The organism is Micromonospora sp. NBC_01699 (assembly GCF_036250065.1).
Taxonomy (GTDB): Bacteria; Actinomycetota; Actinomycetes; order Mycobacteriales; family Micromonosporaceae; genus Micromonospora_G.
Genome location: NZ_CP109199.1, coordinates 6,297,549 through 6,315,336, shown reverse-complemented (window position 1 = coordinate 6,315,336; position 17,788 = coordinate 6,297,549). Strand labels below are relative to the sequence as shown.

The window sequence follows — 17,788 nt, the reverse complement described above, 5'->3', positions numbered from 1 at the left end:
CGCGGTGACTGCGCTGTGGCAACGTCTGTGCTCGCGCTCCCGCTGCGGGGTGCCCCCCGACATCGACGCGGAGAAGAACATGAGCACCCCGAACCACCCCGGCCAGGAGCCGCCGTACCAGCCCGTCTACCAGCCGGGCGTGGCGAGCTATCAGCCCGCCCCGCCGTCATCCGGCTACCAGCCCGAGCCGCCGCCGCCCGGCTACCAGCCCGAGCCGCCGTCCGGCTACCAGCCCGAGCCGCCGTCCGGCTACCAGGCCGAACCGCCGTCCGGCTACCAGTCCGCCCCGCCGAACTTTCCGAGCGTCGCCCCGCGCCGGCGCCGGAGGTGGTTGGCGCCGAGCCTGATCGGGGGCGGGATCGCGCTCGTACTCTGCTGCGGCGGCACGATCATCGCGGCCAGTTTCGGCGACCCGGACCGGACGAACACCTCCGCCGGCCTGCCGGTGGCGCTGCCCACGGCCGCCGGTTCGGACGCCCCGGCGGCGCCGAAGGCCGCCGAGCCGGCCAAGACCGAGGCACCGAAGGCCCCGCCGGAAGGGCCGAAGAAGTACAGGGTCGGCGAGACCGTACGGGGCGGCGACTTCGAATTTGTCGTACACGGCGTCAAGTGCGGCATCGCCCAGGTCGGCAGTTCCTACCTGAACCGGAAGGCGCAGGGTACGTTCTGTCGGGCCGACGTTTCCGTGAAGAACGTGACGAAGAAGGCGCATCTGTTCCACGCCGACGGAACCGTCAGCGCGCAGGACGCGAGCGACCGCGAATACGAGGCGGACGGCGAGGCCAACATCTACGGCAACAAGGACGGCGCCGGATTCCTGGACGAGATCAATCCGGGCAACTCGATCCGTTCCTTCGTCTACTTCGACGTGCCGAAGAACACCAAGCTGACCACGATCGTCTTCGATGCCGGACTGTTCACCCTCGCCGAGGACGCCACGGTCTCGCTCTGACACCGGCCGCCACGTCTCGCTCTGACACCGGCCGCCACGGTCTAGCTCCGAGGCCGGTCGCCGCCGATGGCCGCCCGAGCGGGGGCGGGCCGTTGACCGAGACGAATAATCCCTAACTCTGGCTGGTTGTCGTCCCCGTCGCCCTCAAGAGCCACAGAACCCGCAGATCGAACCACTCCCATCCGCCGCCCACCAGACGGCGCGACGATCTTGCACTTGTGGTGGTGAACAAATCTGGATGAGGGGCCTAATCCGGGCACCACAAGTGCAAGATCGTCGACGAAATCGGTGGAGTGGGCATCGGGGGGAGTTAGGAGTTACTCGTCTAGCCGGTGGGTGCCCCGAGGAAGTGCAGCAGCCGGTCGGTGAGTTCGGCCGGCTGCTCCTCGAAGATCCAGTGCCCGGAGTCCTCGATGACGTCGCCGCTCACCATGGTCGCGTACTGCCGAACCTGGTCCGGTACGGACTCGCCGAGACTGGCTCGGGCACCGAGGGCGAGCACGGGCATGGTCAACTTCGTCCTGGTGTACTCGCTGTTGTCGGCGATGTCCTGCGGCAGGGCGCGGAAATACTCGAAGCTGGCCCGCAGGTGGGCGCTGTCCTTCAGGTGGCGGGCGTACTCGCGGACGTCGTCGGCGGAGATGCCGTCCTGCACCTCCATCGAGTCGGTGAACCGGTCCACCCAGAGTTCCTCCCGGCCGTCCACGATCTCCTCCGGCAGCCCGTTGGGCAGGCTGAAGAAGCCGAGGTTCCAGAAACCGGGGCCGTCCGGGGTGAGGGACGGGATCCGGAACAGGCTCCCGTCCGGGATGGGCGCCTCGGTGAGCACGAGTTTGCGTACGTCGTCGCCGTGCTCGGCGGCGTACGCGTACGCGACCATCGTGCCGATGTCGTGGCCGACGACGCGGAGGTCGCCGTCCAGGTCCAGTTGGGCGAGCAGCCCGTGTACGTCGTCGGCGAGCGTCTTCTTGTCGTACCCGTCGGGTGGGGCGTCGCTGCCCCCGGCGCCGCGCAGGTCGGGCGCGACGACGGTGTAGTGGCGGGCGAGTTCGGGCAGCACCTTGCGCCACATGTACCAGGTCTGCGGGTAGCCGTGCAGCAGGACCAGCGGATCGCCCCGGCCGCCGCGTACGTAGTTGATGCCGACGTCGCCGACCTGAACCCGCTGTTCGGTGTACCCCTGCGGCACCCGTCCGCCGTTCATGGTCGCCCTCCCCGCTGGCCCCACCCGGTCGAGCCGGTCCACCCGTCGTCCGAGCCGGTCTACCCGTCGTCCGGGCCGGTACACCCGCGTCGGACGACGGCGCGGTCGGCGCTGGTCGGCTGGTTGTAGGAATAGATGGGGGTATATAGCATGGGCGGGTGTTGCCGCCGGCACGGGCACGGTCGAACCGGGTGCCGGCGGGCAACGAGCACCGGAGCCGGGTGGCGGCCGTCCGCGCGATGCGGCGCGGGGGCCGTGTCGTCGTCGCAGCCACGCTGCCGGCAGCCCGGTCCGACCGGCGGGGCACCGGCAGCCGGTCGGAAGGATCCCACCCGTCATGAAACTCGTCCCCGTACGCCGTCGCGTGCCGCTGCTCACCGCCCTGGTGACCGCGCTCGCCGCGAGCGTCGTCACCCTCGCCGGCCCGACCCTGACCGCACCCGCCTCGGCGGCGGCCGGTTGTCTGGTCGACTACCGGGTCAACCAGTGGCCCGGCGGCTTCACCGCCACCGTCAAGCTGACCAACGGCGCCAGCCCGATCACCGGGTGGACCGTCCGCTGGACCTATCCCGCCGCCGACCAGCGGATCACCAACGGCTGGAGCGCACAGGTCGCCCAGGTCGGCGCGGTGGTCACCGCGACCAACGCCGGCTGGAACGGCAGCCTGCCGGCCGGCGGGTCCACCGAGTTCGGGGTGCAGGGCACCTTCGGCGCGAGCAACCCGGCGCCGACCGGGTTCACGCTCAACGGCGTACCCTGCAACGACGTCGGGCCCACCACGGCCCCGCCGCCGACCACTCCGCCGCCGAGCACGACCCCGCCGGCCACCACCGCGCCGCCGACGACTCCGCCGGCCACGACGCCCCCGGCCACGACGCCCCCGGCGACCACCCCGCCCGCGACCACTCCGCCGCCGAGCGGGTGTGGCACGGCCGCGTTCTGTGACGGTTTCGAGAGCCAGACCGGCGGTACGCCGACCGGCGCCTGGAGCGTCAACTACCCCGACTGCCAGGGCAGCGGTTCGGCCACCATCGACAGCACGGTGGCGCACCAGGGCACCAGGTCGGTACGGATAAACGGCACCGCCGGCTACTGCAACCACGTCTTCGTCCGGGCCACCCGCGACCTCGCCGGCCTCGGTCAGGTGCGCTACGGCCGGCTCTGGGTACGGCACACCACGCCGCTGCCGACCCAGCACGTGACCTTCCTGGCCATGCGTGACGCCAACGACGGCAACCGTGACCTGCGGGTCGGCGGCCAGAACGGGGCGTTGCAGTGGAACCGGGCGTCCGACGACGCGACCCTGCCGGAGCAGAGCCCGGCCGGGGTGGCGCTGAGCGTGCCGCTGCCGACCAACCGGTGGACCTGCGTGGAGTTCGTGGTCGACGGGGTGCAGGGCCGGTTGCAGACCTGGGTCGACGGCACCGCGGTCACCGGCCTGACCGTCGACGGCACCCCCACCCACGACATCGACGGGCAGTGGCTCAACCGGGCGAACTGGCGGCCGAACCTGACCGACCTGCGGCTGGGCTGGGAGAGCTACGGCGAGGGGGCGGACACGCTCTGGTTCGACGACGTGGCGCTCGGTTCGAGCCGGATCGGCTGCTGACGCCCGAATTCGACCAGCCGTACGGGCCGGGTCGGGGTAACGCCCGGCTCGGCCCGTACGGCCGGGGGTTTGATTTTCGCTGACCGGGGATGCGGCAGCAGTCGCCCATCGGGGGCGGCGGCCGAACCCGAGGAGCGGAGATGACCGGAGCGACGCTCGACTACTTCGAGCCCGAGGGTGGGGCGGTGCTCACCACCCTGTTGATCGTCCGGGACGTCGACCGGTCACGGGAGTTCTACGAGCGGGTGCTGGGCGCCACCTGCGTACGGGAGCGGCAGCCGTGCATTCTGCGGTTCCGCAACAGCTACATCGTGATCAACACCGAGGGCGGTCCGACCGACGACAAGCCGACCGTGCAGGCCCGCGCCCCGCAGGACTCCGGCACGCTGAGCTGCGCGATGAACATCAGGGTCACCGACGTACGCGCGACCTATGACGAGTGGCGCTCACGCGGCGGCGAGTTCCTCACCGAGCCCAAGGACCACGGCATGGAGATCCGCTGCTACCTACAGGACCCCGACGGCTACCTGATCGAGGTCGGCCAGGGCACCGGCATCCTGGAGATGGTCGGCCGCGCCCCCCGCTGACCCCCCGGCGTGCGATCCGCGCCGGCCACTATTTCACGGAAAGAGTGGTTATCCGAGCCGCGACAACCACTCCTTCCGTGAAGCAGGCGCGTCTGGTCAGGGGGCGGTGCAGGGGTGGGTGTTGATGGTGCAGGCGGTGGGGGCGGCGCCGAGGCCGACGGCGTCGACCCGGAAGTGGAAGGTGACCGAGCCGCCGGCCGGTGCGGGTGGGGTTTCGGGGGTGGGTACGAAGGTCCAGGTGGTGCCGTTCCGGGTGACCTGCGCGCCGGTGACCTCCCGGACCGTCATCGGTGACCGGGGCAGGGTGATCGCCACCGTCCAGCTCGACACGGGTTCCGGATTCGGGTTGTCGATGGTCACCGTCACCCGGTAGCCGACCAGGGTCGCGTCCCCGATCGCGTACGTCGCGGTCAGCGGCACGGCCGGGGGCGCGGGCGGTGCCGCCGAGGCCGGTCCGGTCCCCGGTCCGGCCTCCGCGCCGGTGGGGTTCTCCGGCTGGGCCGGCAGCCCGACGGGCGGAACGGCCTCCGGACCGGGCGGCCCGGTCTGGACCGCGTTCGGGCTCGCCTCGTTGCCGGGGGTGCCGGGATCGGCGCTGCTGCCGACCCCCACCTCGGCCGGCGGTGTCACCGCCAACGGTCCGTCCCGGTCCGGCGTACGCAGGACCAGCACGATGAGCAGGACGATCGCGGACAGCACCGCGGCCGCCCCGGCGACCACACCGACCCCGACCGACCAGCCACCGACGGTCACCCCACCGGCGGCACCGCCGGCAGCACCGCGACGGGCGGACCCGAAGGTGAAGGCGGCGCGGACGGCCGCCGCCGCCCCGAGTACGGCGTCGAGCACCGCGACCGCACGGGTCCGGGGCGGCGGCCCGGTCCGGGGTGGCGGTGGCGGTGGCGAAAATGGTGGTGGTGGGACGGTCCCCGATGGACGGTCCGGCGATTCGAGCCGTAGATCGCCGGTGGGCTCGTCCGGATTCACGGCCGGTACTCCTTCTCGGTGCTCGATCCGCGGGTCCCCGATGTCGGCCCGCCGGTCACTCCGTGGTCGAGGGGGCCGGCGCGGGTTCGAGGTAGACCGGCAGGTGGCGGTGTGCCTGCCCGGCGAAGAGTGCCACCTCGTACGCGACGTCGCCGACCTCCACGTCACCGTCGAACCGTACGGTGAGGACGGCTCCGCCGCGAGTCGTGGCGACAAACAGGTACGCCTCGCGCATCTGCACGATGATCTGACGTACGGTACCCGCCCCGGTCTGCCGCCCGGTCGCCACGGCCAGCGCGTGCAGGCCGGCGGTCACGCTGGCGACCTGATCGGCCAACTCGCCGTCGACCTGCCCGGAGGCGGCGAGTGGCAGTCCGTCGGGGGATAGCACCATCGCCAGGTCCGCTCCGGTGACCCGGTTGACGAGGTCGTCCAGGAGCCGGGTCAGGTTGTCGGTCGCGACCATCGGGGAAGCCACTCGTCGTTGTCCTCTCGCTGCCGTGGGCCGGCATCAGTGTTGACTGTCATCCGTACGTGAACCGTGGGCGGCCGGTCACGACGCCGGCCGTTTCGGCCAGGTGGGGGTCGCCGACCCGTTGCCGACCCGGGCGGCGGCCAGTTCCCGGAGCCGGTTGAGCAGCTCCCCCCGGTTGGCACAGTTCAGCCGCTGGCGCATCCGGGCGACATGGTGTTCGACCGTCTTGGCCGAGATGAAGAGCCGGTCGCCGATCTGCTTGTAGGTCAGGCCGGTCAGGACCAGGTCGGCCACCTCCTGTTCCCGGTCGCTGAGACGGCTCTCGGTCGGTGCGGTGACGGCGTCGGTGACCGGGGTGTTGGCGGTGCCGCCCGGATGGGTGCCGCCCTTCTGACCGGCGGGTCGGCCCTGCAACATCCGGGCACAGTCGAGCAGCGCGGTCATCGCGCGCCGGTCCGCAGTCCGGATCGCGGCCTGTCCGGCGAGTCGTGCACCGTCCCAGCCCAGCCCGGCATCGTGCAGCCCACGCGCGGCGGACTCGACCCGACCGGGATCGACGGTTCCACGCAGCACCTCCACCCAGCTCTCGGCAGCGGCGGCCATCACGGCAGAGTACCGGCTGTGGGCGACGTTCGCGCCGAGCGCCGCGACGTGTTCGTCGGCCGCCGCCGGAAGTTCGGCGATGATCGCCGCGTGTAGTCCGCTCCACCGCAGCGGGGTGGCCCAGAGCGCGGGCGCGCCGAGCCGGTCGAGCAACCCGTACGCCTCACGCAGATACGGTTCGAGCCGGTTGAGTTCGCCGAGCCGGGCCGCCGCGATGGTGATCTCGCCCAGCGGCAGGAAGCTGAACAGGTCGACCGGGTGCCGGACCAGCGCCTCCCGGGCCTGCCCCCAGGCGCGCTGCACCGCCGGCAGGTCGCTGTTGCGGCGGGCGATGCCCATCTCCAGCGCGCTGGCGAAGAGCTGGTCCCGCGATTCGAGCGGGCCGGCATTGTCCCGCCCCGGTCGGGGAGGGCCGGGCAGCGGTCCGGGACCGGCCGGCGGCGGTTCGGCCGGGCCGGTGACCTCGTGCAGCGCGTCGGCGGCCAGCGCCGTACGGCCGCGCACCATCAGGATCCACGCCTGGAGGAGCCGGTGCCGGCGGGACATCAGCGCCCCGCCGAGGCCGGCGGCGATGGCCCGGTCGAGCACCCGTTCGCCGATCTCCAGTTCACCGCAGTGCAGTGCCACCAGGGCGGCGAGCGCCGCCGGGCTGTCCGGCAGCAGGACCGTACGACCGGCGGGTTCGAGCAGCGCGGCGGCCTGGACGAGGGTGGACAGCGCGGCGGTCGGCGGGGCGGTGAGTGTTTCCCGTACGCCCCGGACGGTCAGCAGCGCGGCGCTGGTGAGCAGCGTCGGCGGCGCGTCGGTCGACGGCTGCGGTGCGGGCGCGTCCGGTTCGGCGACGTGGCCGGTGCCGATGGTGGCGATCGCCGCGAACGCGGCCGACGAGGGCGCGTTCGACCAGCGGTACAGCTCGGCGCCCCGGCCGAGTTGGCCCCGGTGGGCCAGCGCGGTCGCGGCGACCGTGGCGCCGTCCCGCCGGTCGTCGGCGTCGGCCGCGCAGACCAGCCGGTCGGCCAGCCGTAGCGCGGTGTCGAGGTCCCCGGCGAGCGCCGCCGCGTACGCCTGTCGGGCGGTGGTCGGCCGACCGGCGGCGGCTGCCGCCGCGAAGAGGTCGGCGGCCAGTGACGGCTGGTCGGCCAGTGCCTCCTCGGCGGCGGCCTCGATGGTCGGGCCGGCGTACTCGCCGCCGACGCCGGGGGTGAGCATCGACCGGACCAGCGGCAGCACCGGGGCGCCGCGTCCGCGTTGCAACTCGGCGAGCCGTTGCCAGACCGCCGTCCGCTGGCTGGCGGGGCTGAGCGAGGTGACCGCCCGTTCGACGATCGGGGGCAGCCGGTCGTCCGGGCCGAGCAGGCCGCTGGCGCGGGCCTCGGCCAGGGTTTCGTCCACCCCGTCGGGGTCCTGTTCGAGCAGGGCGCCGAGCAGGTCGACCGGGAGCGGCACCCCGGCGGCGACGGCGAGCAGCAGGCGTCGGACCGGCCAGGTGAGGTCGGCGACCTCGGTCCCGAACGGCAGCAGCGCCGCCGGCGGCACCCGGTGTCCGGTCCCGCCCGCTTCCGCCCCGGCTTCCGCCGGCCGGGCCGGCGGCTGGGTCGGCGGCTGGGTCGGGCCGCCGGACTCCGGCCGCAGGGCCGCCGCCAGCCGTTCGACGAACCGGGGTACGCCGCCCGTCTGCCCCTGTACGAAGCTGACCAGCGCCGGTTCGGGCCGGTGGCCGTACGTGTTGGCGAGCCGGGCGGCGGTCCGCTGCGCGGTGAACGGGGCGAGCAGCAGCGGTGGCCGGTCCCGGCTGAGCTGTTCGGCGAGTTCGACCAGGGCCGCCGGTCGGGGCCAGGGCCGGTACGCGACCACCAGCCGGACCGGACCGGTGTCCAGCCGGTGGCGCAGTTCGCGCAGCCGGGCTCCGTCGAGCAGGTGCGCGTCGTCGACCAGCAGTACGGCACCCGGTTCGGGGGCGGTCGCGCCGACCGGCCAGCCGTCGAGCACCGGGTGCCCGGCCCGCCGGTAGATCCCGGCGAGTTCGTGCAGCAGGGCGCTCTTGCCGTATCCGCCGGGGGCGGTGACGGCGACGGTCAGCGGGGCGTGCGGATCGGCGTCGACCGCGTCGAGCAGCGCCCTGGTCGGTCCGTCCAGCACGAGCTCGGAACGGATGGCGGTGTGCGGACTCAACGGTGTCCTCTCGTGGCACTGCGACCCGGGCGCTGGTCGATCGGGTCGCGGTTGGCGGCGGACGGCTCGCGTCCGGCGCCGCGCAGACCCGTACCACGGGATTTCGGCAGGTTCAGCGGGGTGATCCGGATCGGTGGGCGGGGTGGGGGCGCGGGTTCGGGTTCCGCCCGGACCGGGTCGCGGAGGGGTTGTCGGCCCCGGAGCGGTTCGGGATATGTCCACTGTGGTTCGTGGTGGCTCGGGGCGGGTGTGGTCCGGGCCGGTGCCGGTTCGGCCGGGTTCGGCTCGGCTCGGCGGGGTCCGGCCGGGCGTGCTTCGGGCCGGGGGGTGGGCAGCACTATCTGGCCGGCGGCGACGGCTGCACCGGCCGCCGCGTCGGTGTCCGGGTCGGGGCCGACGGTGACCAGGTCGGGGAAGCGGGCCGACGCCAGCTCGGCGACCAGCGGCGTCCGGGCAAAACCGCCGACCAGCAGTACGCCGTCGAGCCGGTCGGACGGCAGCCCGCTTCCCCGTACGGCGGCGGCCAGGGTGTCGACGGCGACCCGGACGGCGGGGCGGACCAGTTCGGTGAACTCGGCCCGGCTGACCGGCACCCGGATCGCCCCGTCGGGCAGGTGCAGGCGTACGTCGGTCTCGGTGGTGATGGCGAGTCGTTCGCGGGCGCGGGCGCATTCGTCGGGCAGTCCGAGCAGGGCGAGCCGTACCCGTGGATCGTCGAGCCGGCGGGGGCCGAGTTGCCGGCCGAGTTCGGTCCGGACGTGTTCGCGCAGCGCCTCGTCGAGGTCGAGTTCGCCGCCGCCGTACGCCTCGCCCTCGCCGGTCGTGTCGAGCACGCCGAAGCCCCCGGTCCGGGCCCGGCCGACGACGCTGGCGGTGCACCCGTCGGCGTGCAGCGCGAGTACGGCGAGCGTGCGCCCGGTGAAGCCGGCGGCGACGTGGCTCTCGGCGGCGGTGACCGCCTCGGCGAGCAGGGTGACGTTGGTCAGCCCGATCTCCCAGAGCGCGGCGTGCACCAGACCCCGCCGGTACCCGCCCCAGCCGGCCGGGTGGGCGAGCACGACCTGCTCGGGGTGCCCGCCCTCGCGGGCCGCCACCTGCTCGATCACCCGCCCGGTCAGTACGGCGGTGAGCGCCGGTGCGGCCCAGGGCTCGCCGCCGACCAGCAGCGGGACCGGGTCGCCGACGCGGGCGACGAAGTCCCGGGCGACCCGGCCGGTGTCCCGGGGGGTGCCGGTGCGGGTCGGGTCACCGGGGGTGAGGGCGCCGTTGGGGGCCAGGTGCAGCACCGGGGCGATGGTGGGGGAGTGGGTGTCGAGCCAGCTCGGCTCGGGTTGGGTCCAGGAGTTGTCCCAGAGCCGGGAGATGGCGGCGGTGACGTGGGACCCGCCGATGTCGATCCCGAGGACGTACGCCATTGCACCCGATTCCTTGAGCGATTCTGACTCATCCTTTCGTACCAGAGATCCCTCCACCAACGGGACCCTAAATCTGACGGGACGGACCCCCTAAGCCCCTAATCGCGACGGTGGTTCCGGCCCTAGTCGGGCTCCCCGCAGGACGGGGATCCGTCCCCGATGTCCGGTACGTCACCCACGGCCTACCGTCGGTGTCAGTTCTGGCGCCCCCATCGCCGGTACGCCCCGACCTCGTCCAACCGACCGGCCCCCGTTCACCCGAGGAGATTTGTCCACCATGGACTCCACCCAGAACCTGCACGACTTCGTACTGAACCTGCTCACCGACGTCGACGCCCGGTCGGCCTTCGAACTCGACCCCGAGGCCACCCTGGCCGACGCGGGGCTGGGCGACCTCACCCCGGCCGACGTGCAGGACGTCATCCCGTTCGTGGTGGACACCGTGCCGTTGCAGGGCATCACCGCGCTCGCCCCGGTCGGCGACCTCGGCGGCCTGGCCGGTCTCGACGGCGGCGCGCTCGGCGTGGTCGGGCAGCTGAACGCGGTCGCGGACCAGATCACCTCGGCCGGTTTCGGCAACAGCGTGGACGTCAACGCCGGCATGCTCGGCGCGATCACGGTCGACCCGACCGGCCTCGGTGCCGCCGCCGCGGTGATCCCCGGCATCGGCGCGGCGGTCAGCCCGGCGGGCCTGGCCACCGACCTGTCCGGGGTGAACGACGTGGCGAACACCCTCGACCTGGGCGTGGTCGGCACCTCCGGGGTGACCGGCGTGGTCGACACCACGCAGAGCGTGGTCAACGACCCGACCGGTGCGGTGCTCGACGGCACCGCCACCGACGGTCTGCTCGGCACCGCCGACTTCGCGGTGAACACGGTGACCGGCCTGACCCACATCACCGGCCTGACCGACTCGCTCGACGTCGGCGGCCTGACCGGTGGTCTCACCGACGGTCTGACCGACGGCCTGAACGGCGTCCCGGTGGTCGGCGACGTGGTCGACACCCACGGGGTGCTCGGCGGCGTGACCTCGACCGTCGGCGGCACCCTCGGCAGCACCGGCCTCACCGGCGACCTGGGCCTGGGCGCGGACGCGCACGCCACCGCCGACACCCACGCCGCCACCGGCGGACTGCTCGGTATCACCGACGGTCTGCTCTGATCGGCTGCGCCGCGGCCGGGGGTGGGCGCGGTGCGGCGACCGGGCCGGAGTCCGGGCCCCGCTGCGGTGGGCCCGGCCTCCGGCCCTTTTTCGACACAACCCCACTTGATAATCGCGTCGAAATCGGCACACTTGGTGCGTGATGACGCCGATTTGGCTTGACGTACTCGACGAGACGAGCCGGCTGTGCGCGGCGCACGGTCGTCACGACCTGGTCGACTCGGTACGCCGCAAGCGGGTGCAGCTACTGGATCCGGGGCTGCGGGTCCTGGTCGTCGGCGAACCCAAACAGGGCAAGAGCCAGCTCGTCAACGCCCTGATCAACGCGCCGGTCTGTCCGGTGGGTGACGGCCGGACCACTGTGGTCCCGACAGTGGTCCGGCACGCACCGGAACCGACCGCCGCCCTGGTCCGGGCCGCCGCCCCGGCGCCCGGCCGCCCGGCCGTCGAGGCGCCCGCCGCCGCTGTTCGGCTGCCGCTGCCGATCGAGCAGGTCACCGCCCGGATCAGCACCACCGTCGCCGCCGGCTCCGGCGGCACCCACGTCGAGATCGGCCTGCCCCGTGGGCTGCTCGCCGGTGGACTCACCCTGGTTGACACCCCCGGTGCCGAGGGTCCGGACCAGGCCCGGACGACGAATGCGTACGCGGCGTTGGCCCGGCCGGACGCGGTGCTGCTGGTGACCGACTCGACCAGGGAACTCTCCGTCGCCGAACTGAACCTGCTGCTGCACCTGGCCCAGTCGCACCCGAACGTGATCGTGGTGCAGACGAAGATCGACATGGTGCCGGACTGGCGCGGGGTGGTCGACCGCAACCGGCAGCACCTGGCCAGCGCCGGAGTGCCGGCGGCGCTGATCCCGGTCTCCGCCGCGTTGCGCCTGGCGGCGGCGAAGACCGACGACCGGGTGGTCAACGCCGAGTCCCGGTTCCCGGACCTGATCGGCCGGCTGCTGCGCGACCAGAACAGCAAGGCCGAGGTGCTGGCCCGGTCGGCGGTGGCACTGCTGAGCCGGACCACCATCGAACAGCTCGCGGCGCCGCTGCGGGCCGAGCTGACCTCGGCCACCTCCGGTGACAACTCGGCCGCGATGAACCGGCTCCGGGCCGCCCAGCGCGAGGTGGACGAGCTGCGCCGGTGCTCCACCCGGTGGCAGAACACGCTCAACGACGAGATGGCCGACCTGCTCTCCGACATCGAGTACGACCTGCGCGACCGGACCCGCAAGATCCTGCGCCAGGTGGACGAGGCGTTCGAGACGGCCGACCCGCAGACCGGTTGGGAACCGTTCCAGGAGTGGCTGGAGGAGAACCTGGTCGAGGCGGCCGAGGCGAACTTCGTCTGGCTGGCCCAGCGCTGCGACTGGATCGCCGGCCGGGTCGCCGCCCAGTTCACCCGGTACGGCCAGGACGCGCTGCCGGACTGGTCGGTGCAGGTCCCGGCCGACATCGCCGAACGGCTGCCGGTGCTGGAACAGCCGCCGATCGAGCGGTTCACCCCGACCCAGAAGGTGGTGACCGCGCTGCGCGGCTCGTACGGCGGGGTGTTGATGTTCGGGCTGGCGACCAGCCTGGCCGGCATGCCGCTGATCAACTTCGTGTCGCTCGGTGCCGGCGCGCTGTTCGGCGGCAAGAGCATCGTGGACGAGAGCAAGTCGCTGCTCAAGCGGCGGCAGGCGGCCGTCCGGGTGGCCTCCGCGCGGCACGTGGACGACTTCTTCCTGCGGCTGAACAAGGACTGCCGGGACACCGCCCGACGGGTGCAGCGGATGCTGCGCGACCACTTCGCCGCGCTGACCGAGGACCTCCAGGAGGCGATCGTCGCGTCCCTGCGTACGGCGAAGCAGTCCGCCGACGCCGACGCGGCCGTACGCGACCAGCGGCACCGCCAGATCGAGCAGGAGATGCGCCGGCTGGCCGCCCTGTACGAGCAGGTGCAGCAGTTGGCGTCGGGGCGGAGCGCGGCAGGGTCGGCCCCGCTGGGCAGCCCCCGGTGACCGGCGTCGCCCGGCTGGACGAGTCGGTGCCGGCGCTGCTGGCCGAGGCGCTGGCGCTCTACCGGGACGACCCGCGCGCCACCGAACGGCTGCGGCACTACCTCGACCGGTTCCACGAGCCGCTGCGGATCGCCGTCGCCGGGCCGTGGCGGGCCGGCAAGTCGACGCTGCTCAACGCGATCCTCGGGGAGGAGGTCGCCCCGGTCGAGCCGGCCGACGGCGGCCCGCTGCACACCTGGTACGAGGACGGTCCGGAACCGGGGGCGACGGCGTACTCGGCGGAGGGGTCGGCGTGGGAGCTGCCGGTGATCCGGTCCACCGGGGCGCTGCGGGTGGAGCTGGGCGGCTGGCGGTCGACGCAGGTCAGCGAGGTGGTGGTGCGCTGGCCGACCCGGGTGCTGCGGCACACCACACTGATGGAGATGCCGGCCGTGGCGCCGACCGCGCCGGACGAGGACCAGCCGACCGCGATGAAGATCATTCGGGACGCGGACGCGGTGCTCTACCTGACCCGCGACGGGCGCGAGACCGACCTGCGCTTCCTGCGGGCGCTGCGCGAGGGCGCCGTCGGCCGGTCCGCGCCGGTGAACGTGCTGCTGGTGCTCGCCCGCGCGGACGAGTTGGGCGGCGGCCGGGTGGACGCGCTGGTCACCGCGAAACAGCTCGCCCGGCGGCAGTACCAGGAGCCGGGGGTGCGCCCGCTGTGCATGGGCGTGGTGCCGGTCGCCGGGCTGGTCGCGCTCGCCGGGCGGGTGCTCGGCGAGGCCGAGTACGCCGCCCTGGCCGCCCTGGCCGAACTGCCCCGCGACGAACTGACCGCCGCCCTGCTCTCCGCCGACCGGTTCGTCAACACCGCGTTCACCGCCCGTGGCGGCTCACACGCCGCCGCCGACTATTCCGATTCCACGCTGCCCGACGCCGCCGTACGGCGGGCGCTGCTGGACCGGTTCGGGGTCTTCGGACTGCGCCTGGCCACCACGTTGATCCGTACCGGTGCCGGCAACCGGGCCGGGCTCGCCGCCGAACTGGTCCGGCGCAGCGGGCTGACCGAGCTGCGCGAGTCGATGGCCCGCTACTTCACCGACCGCCGGGAGGTGCTCAAGGCCCGGTCCGCGCTCGCCGCCCTGGAACGGGTGGTCCACTCCGATCCCCGGCCCGGCTCGGCCGACCTGCTCAGCCGGGTGGAACAGGTGCTCGCCTCGGCGCACGACTTCCGCGAACTGCGCCTGCTGGCCACCCTCCGCGACCCCAAGACCAGGATCGACCGGGAGCTGTCCGCCGAGGCGCACCGGCTCGTCGGCGGCAACGGCACAAGCCTGGCCGTACGGCTGGAGCTGGACCAGGACACCGACGGCGGTCAACTGTGGGAGGCTGGCGTCGACGCGCTGTACCGCTGGCAGGCACAGGCCGACGACCCGCTGCTCCGGCCCGACCAGCGGCGGATCGCCCGGGTGGTGCTGCGCAGCGTCGAGGGGATGCTCGCCGAACTGCGCGGGGGCTGGTCACTACACTGAGCGAACCCTGGCGCCGCCGCTGCCGCCTGCCTGCCAGGGGTCGCCTCGGACGGAGTTCTCCATGCTGACCATGCAAGATGCCCTGGCTCGCCTCACGGCGTACTGGTCGGAGCAGGGCTGCCTCGCGCTGCAACCGATGAACACCGAGGTCGGCGCCGGAACCCTCAACCCGGCGACCTTCCTGCGGGTGCTCGGCCCGGAGCCGTGGCGCACCGTCTACGTCGAGCCGTCGGTCCGTCCGGACGACTCCCGGTACGGCGAGAACCCGAACCGGCTCCAGACGCACACCCAGCTCCAGGTCATCCTGAAGCCGGAACCGGGCAACCCGCAGGAGCTCTACCTGGGCAGCCTGACCGCGCTCGGCATCGACGTGACCGCGCACGACGTCCGGTTCGTCGAGGACAACTGGACCTCACCGGCGCTCGGCGCCTGGGGGCTGGGCTGGGAGGTCTGGCTCGACGGGCTGGAGATCACCCAGTTCACGTACTTCCAGCAGGCCGGCGGGGTGAACCTCGACCCACCGTCGGTGGAGATCACGTACGGCATCGAGCGGATCATCATGGCGTTGCAGAACGTACGCCACTTCAAGGACATCGCGTACGCGCCCGGCGTCAGCTACGGCGAGGTCTTCGGCCAGTCCGAGTACGAGATGTCCCGCTACTACCTGGACGACGCCGACGTGGCGGCCAACCGCCAACTCCTGGAGCTGTACGCCACCGAGGCCCAGCGGATGATCGACGCCGGCCTGCCGGTGCCCGCGCACACGTACGTGCTGAAGTGCTCGCACGCGTTCAACGTGCTCGACTCGCGGGGCGCGGTCTCCACCTCGGAGCGGGCCGCCGAGTTCGCCCGGATGCGCCGGATGGCCGGCGAGGTGGCCCGCCTCTGGGCCGCGAAAAGAAGTTCGCTTGGTCACCCTCTGGGGGTGGTTGAGCCGGCCCAGCCGGCAGCGGTTACCACGGCCCGACCGGTCAGCGAGGCCGGTGGCACCGGCAGCCGGCAACTGGTCTTCGAGATCGGTACCGAGGAGATGCCGCCGGCCGAGGCGCGTACCGCCCGTGAGCAGGTGCGTCGGGAGCTGACCGAGCGGCTGGCCGGCACCCGGCTGGCGCACGGCACCATCCGGGTCCTGGCAAACCCGCGCCGGCTGGTCGCCGTCGTGGACGACGTCGCCGCCCGCGAAGAGGACCACATCCGTACGGTGAAGGGCCCCAAGGCCGGCGCCGCGTTCGGTGCCGACGGGCAGCCCACGCCCGCCCTGCTCGGCTTCGCCCGGTCGCAGAAGGTCGAGGTCGGGGCGCTGGAGCGGGTCGAGTTCAACGGCGTCGAACACCTCGCCGTGCTCCGCCCCGAGGCCGGTCGGGACGCCACCGAGGTGCTCGGCGAGGTGCTGGCCAAGGTGGTCACCGCGCTGCGGTCGGCGAAGAACATGCGCTGGAACGACCCGAACCTGGCCTTCACCCGCCCGGTCCGCTGGCTGCTCGCCCTCTGGGGCGACCAGGTGGTGCCGGTGGCGGTGTCGTCGCTGGCGTCAGACCGGCAGACCCGGGTGCACCGCAACGCGCCCGCGCCGACCATCCCGGTCGCCTCGGCAGAGGCCCACCTGGGCATCCTGGCCGACGCCGGCATAGTGGTCGACCCGGACGAGCGTCGCCGGCTGATCGTCGCCGGGGCCGAGCGGCTCGCCACCGAGGCCGGCGGCCGGCTCGACACCGACGCCGAACGCTCCCTGATCGACCAGATCCTCTACCTGGTGGAGCAGCCGACCCCGCTGCTCGGCCGGTTCGACCCGGACTATCTGCGGCTGCCGGAGGCGATCCTGGTCAACGTGATGCGCAAGCACCAGCGCTACCTGCCGGTCCGGGACGCCGAGGGCCGGCTGATGCCGTACTTCGTGGCGGTCGCGAACGGGGCGGTCGACGCCGACCTGGTCCGCGCCGGCAACGAGGCGGTGCTGCGCGCCCGGTACGAGGACGCCGCCTTCTTCTACCGCGCCGACCTGCGGGTTCCGCTGCCCGAGATGCGGGAGAGGATCGGTCGGCTGACCTTCACCGACAAGCTCGGTTCGATGGCCGACCGTGCCGACCGGATCGCCGAACTGTCCCGCGTACTGGCCGCCGCCCTGGAGATCGACCCGGCCGAGATGGCGACCCTGCACCGGGCCGCCGCGCTGGTGAAGTTCGACCTCGGCTCCCAGTTGGTCACCGAGATGACCAGCCTCGCCGGGGTGATGGCCCGCGACTACGCCCTGCACGCGGGGGAGTCGGAGGCGGTCGCCCGGGCGGTCTACGAGTCCGAACTGCCGCGCAGCGCCGGTGACGCGCTGCCGGCGTCGCTGTCCGGTGCCCTGTTGTCGCTGGCCGATCGGCTGGACCTGGTCGCCGGGCTCGCCGCCACGGTCGGGCTGCCGACCGGCAGCAGCGACCCGTTCGCCGTACGCCGGGCGTTCCTGGGTCTGCTGGCCGTGCACCGCGCCCACCCGGAACTGGCCGGTCTGAGCCTGACCGAGGCGCTCGCCGCGGCGGCCCGGCGGCAGCCGGTGCCGGTCGACGAGTCGGTGCTCGCCGCCGCCGCCGAGTTCCTGACCCGCCGGCTGGAGCAGCTGCTCACCGAGGAGGGCCAGCCGGTCGACCGGGTGCGGGCGACCCTACCGCACGCCGACCGGCCGGGACTGGTCGACCGCCTGCTCGGGCAGATCGACGCCCTGGTCAAGGACGAGCAGTTCCGGGCCCTGGCCGAGGCGATCCAGCGGGCCCGCCGGATCGTTCCCGCCGGCACCGCCGCCGGGTACCGCCCGGAGGCGTTGGTCGAGCCGGCCGAACTGCGCCTGCACGAGGTGCTGACCGAGGTGCTCGACGCCCTCCCACCCGCGCCGGACCTGGAGCGCTTCAACGAGGTGGCGGGCCGGATCACCGCGCCGGTGAACACGTTCTTCGACGACGTGTTCGTGATGACCGACGACCTCGACCTGCGGGCCGCCCGCCTCGGCCTGCTGGCGACCGTACGCGACCTCGGCGCCGACCTGCTCGACTGGGACCACCTACGGATGTAACCGCCCCCCGCCCGGCCCCGTCCCCCCGCCCGTCCCGCCCGTCCGCCCCGCCCGTCCGCC

12 protein-coding genes are annotated in these 17,788 nt (G+C 73.2%); 7 read left to right on the top strand and 5 right to left on the bottom strand.

Annotated elements, in window-relative coordinates; translation table 11 throughout:
• Nucleotides 1-79: 79 nt before the first annotated feature.
• Nucleotides 80-952 carry a DUF4352 domain-containing protein gene (locus tag OG792_RS25605; RefSeq protein ID WP_329103055.1) on the top strand — a complete coding sequence of 291 codons (873 nt, stop codon included), beginning with the start codon at nt 80-82 and terminating at the stop codon, nt 950-952.
• A 325-nt stretch (nt 953-1,277) separates the two neighbouring features.
• Here the strand turns inward: OG792_RS25605 and OG792_RS25600 are convergent, their stop codons facing one another.
• The gene (locus OG792_RS25600) at nt 1,278-2,156 is read right to left on the bottom strand and encodes an alpha/beta fold hydrolase (protein ID WP_329103054.1); all 879 of its coding nucleotides are present in this window, start codon (nt 2,154-2,156) and stop codon (nt 1,278-1,280) included.
• 337 nt (nt 2,157-2,493) lie between these two features.
• On the opposite strand from OG792_RS25600, the gene OG792_RS25595 reads away from it, so the two are divergent.
• Together OG792_RS25595 and OG792_RS25590 are read left to right on the top strand one after the other, a co-directional pair.
• Nucleotides 2,494-3,765 carry a cellulose-binding domain-containing protein gene (locus tag OG792_RS25595; RefSeq protein ID WP_329103051.1) on the top strand — a complete coding sequence of 424 codons (1,272 nt, stop codon included), beginning with the start codon at nt 2,494-2,496 and terminating at the stop codon, nt 3,763-3,765.
• A 140-nt stretch (nt 3,766-3,905) separates the two neighbouring features.
• Entirely contained in the window at nt 3,906-4,352 is a 447-nt protein-coding gene (locus OG792_RS25590) for a VOC family protein (RefSeq protein ID WP_329103049.1), read from the top strand.
• 96 nt (nt 4,353-4,448) lie between these two features.
• Here the strand turns inward: OG792_RS25590 and OG792_RS25585 are convergent, their stop codons facing one another.
• From OG792_RS25585 to OG792_RS25570, 4 genes are all read right to left on the bottom strand, one after another.
• On the bottom strand, nt 4,449-5,339 hold the full coding sequence (locus tag OG792_RS25585; protein ID WP_329103047.1) for a cellulose binding domain-containing protein: 891 nt from the start codon (nt 5,337-5,339) through the stop codon (nt 4,449-4,451).
• Between the two features lie 55 nt (nt 5,340-5,394).
• On the bottom strand, nt 5,395-5,817 hold the full coding sequence (locus OG792_RS25580) for a roadblock/LC7 domain-containing protein (protein ID WP_329103045.1): 423 nt from the start codon (nt 5,815-5,817) through the stop codon (nt 5,395-5,397).
• A gap of 75 nt (nt 5,818-5,892) precedes the next feature.
• A complete protein-coding gene (locus OG792_RS25575; RefSeq protein ID WP_329103043.1) occupies nt 5,893-8,589 on the bottom strand; it encodes a helix-turn-helix transcriptional regulator in 2,697 nt (898 codons plus the stop codon).
• Nucleotides 8,586-10,004 (bottom strand): Hsp70 family protein, encoded by a 1,419-nt coding sequence (locus OG792_RS25570; RefSeq protein ID WP_329103041.1) that lies wholly within the window; start codon nt 10,002-10,004, stop codon nt 8,586-8,588. Before OG792_RS25570 ends, OG792_RS25575 begins: the two co-directional genes overlap by 4 nt.
• Nucleotides 10,005-10,281: 277 nt before the next feature.
• On the opposite strand from OG792_RS25570, the gene OG792_RS25565 reads away from it, so the two are divergent.
• The 4 genes from OG792_RS25565 to OG792_RS25550 all read left to right on the top strand — a co-directional run bounded on the left by OG792_RS25565 (nt 10,282) and on the right by OG792_RS25550 (nt 17,728).
• Nucleotides 10,282-11,166 (top strand): IniB N-terminal domain-containing protein, encoded by an 885-nt coding sequence (locus OG792_RS25565; RefSeq protein WP_329103039.1) that lies wholly within the window; start codon nt 10,282-10,284, stop codon nt 11,164-11,166.
• 142 nt (nt 11,167-11,308) lie between these two features.
• Nucleotides 11,309-13,162, top strand: a complete 1,854-nt coding sequence (locus tag OG792_RS25560) for a dynamin family protein (protein WP_329111422.1) — start codon at nt 11,309-11,311, stop codon at nt 13,160-13,162.
• A complete protein-coding gene (locus OG792_RS25555) occupies nt 13,159-14,676 on the top strand; it encodes a hypothetical protein (protein WP_329103038.1) in 1,518 nt (505 codons plus the stop codon). The genes OG792_RS25560 and OG792_RS25555 overlap by 4 nt, the downstream gene beginning before the upstream one ends.
• A 61-nt stretch (nt 14,677-14,737) precedes the next feature.
• Nucleotides 14,738-17,728, top strand: a complete 2,991-nt coding sequence (locus tag OG792_RS25550; RefSeq protein WP_329103036.1) for a glycine--tRNA ligase — start codon at nt 14,738-14,740, stop codon at nt 17,726-17,728.
• Nucleotides 17,729-17,788: the final 60 nt, after the last annotated feature.

Coding starts and splice junctions, on each gene's coding strand:
- OG792_RS25605 (WP_329103055.1), top strand. CDS start 80: ATGAGCACCCCGAACCACCCCGGCCAGGAGCCGCCGTACCAGCCCGTC.
- OG792_RS25600 (WP_329103054.1), bottom strand. CDS start 2,156: ATGAACGGCGGACGGGTGCCGCAGGGGTACACCGAACAGCGGGTTCAG.
- OG792_RS25595 (WP_329103051.1), top strand. CDS start 2,494: ATGAAACTCGTCCCCGTACGCCGTCGCGTGCCGCTGCTCACCGCCCTG.
- OG792_RS25590 (WP_329103049.1), top strand. CDS start 3,906: ATGACCGGAGCGACGCTCGACTACTTCGAGCCCGAGGGTGGGGCGGTG.
- OG792_RS25570 (WP_329103041.1), bottom strand. CDS start 10,004: ATGGCGTACGTCCTCGGGATCGACATCGGCGGGTCCCACGTCACCGCC.
- OG792_RS25565 (WP_329103039.1), top strand. CDS start 10,282: ATGGACTCCACCCAGAACCTGCACGACTTCGTACTGAACCTGCTCACC.
- OG792_RS25560 (WP_329111422.1), top strand. CDS start 11,309: ATGACGCCGATTTGGCTTGACGTACTCGACGAGACGAGCCGGCTGTGC.
- OG792_RS25550 (WP_329103036.1), top strand. CDS start 14,738: ATGCTGACCATGCAAGATGCCCTGGCTCGCCTCACGGCGTACTGGTCG.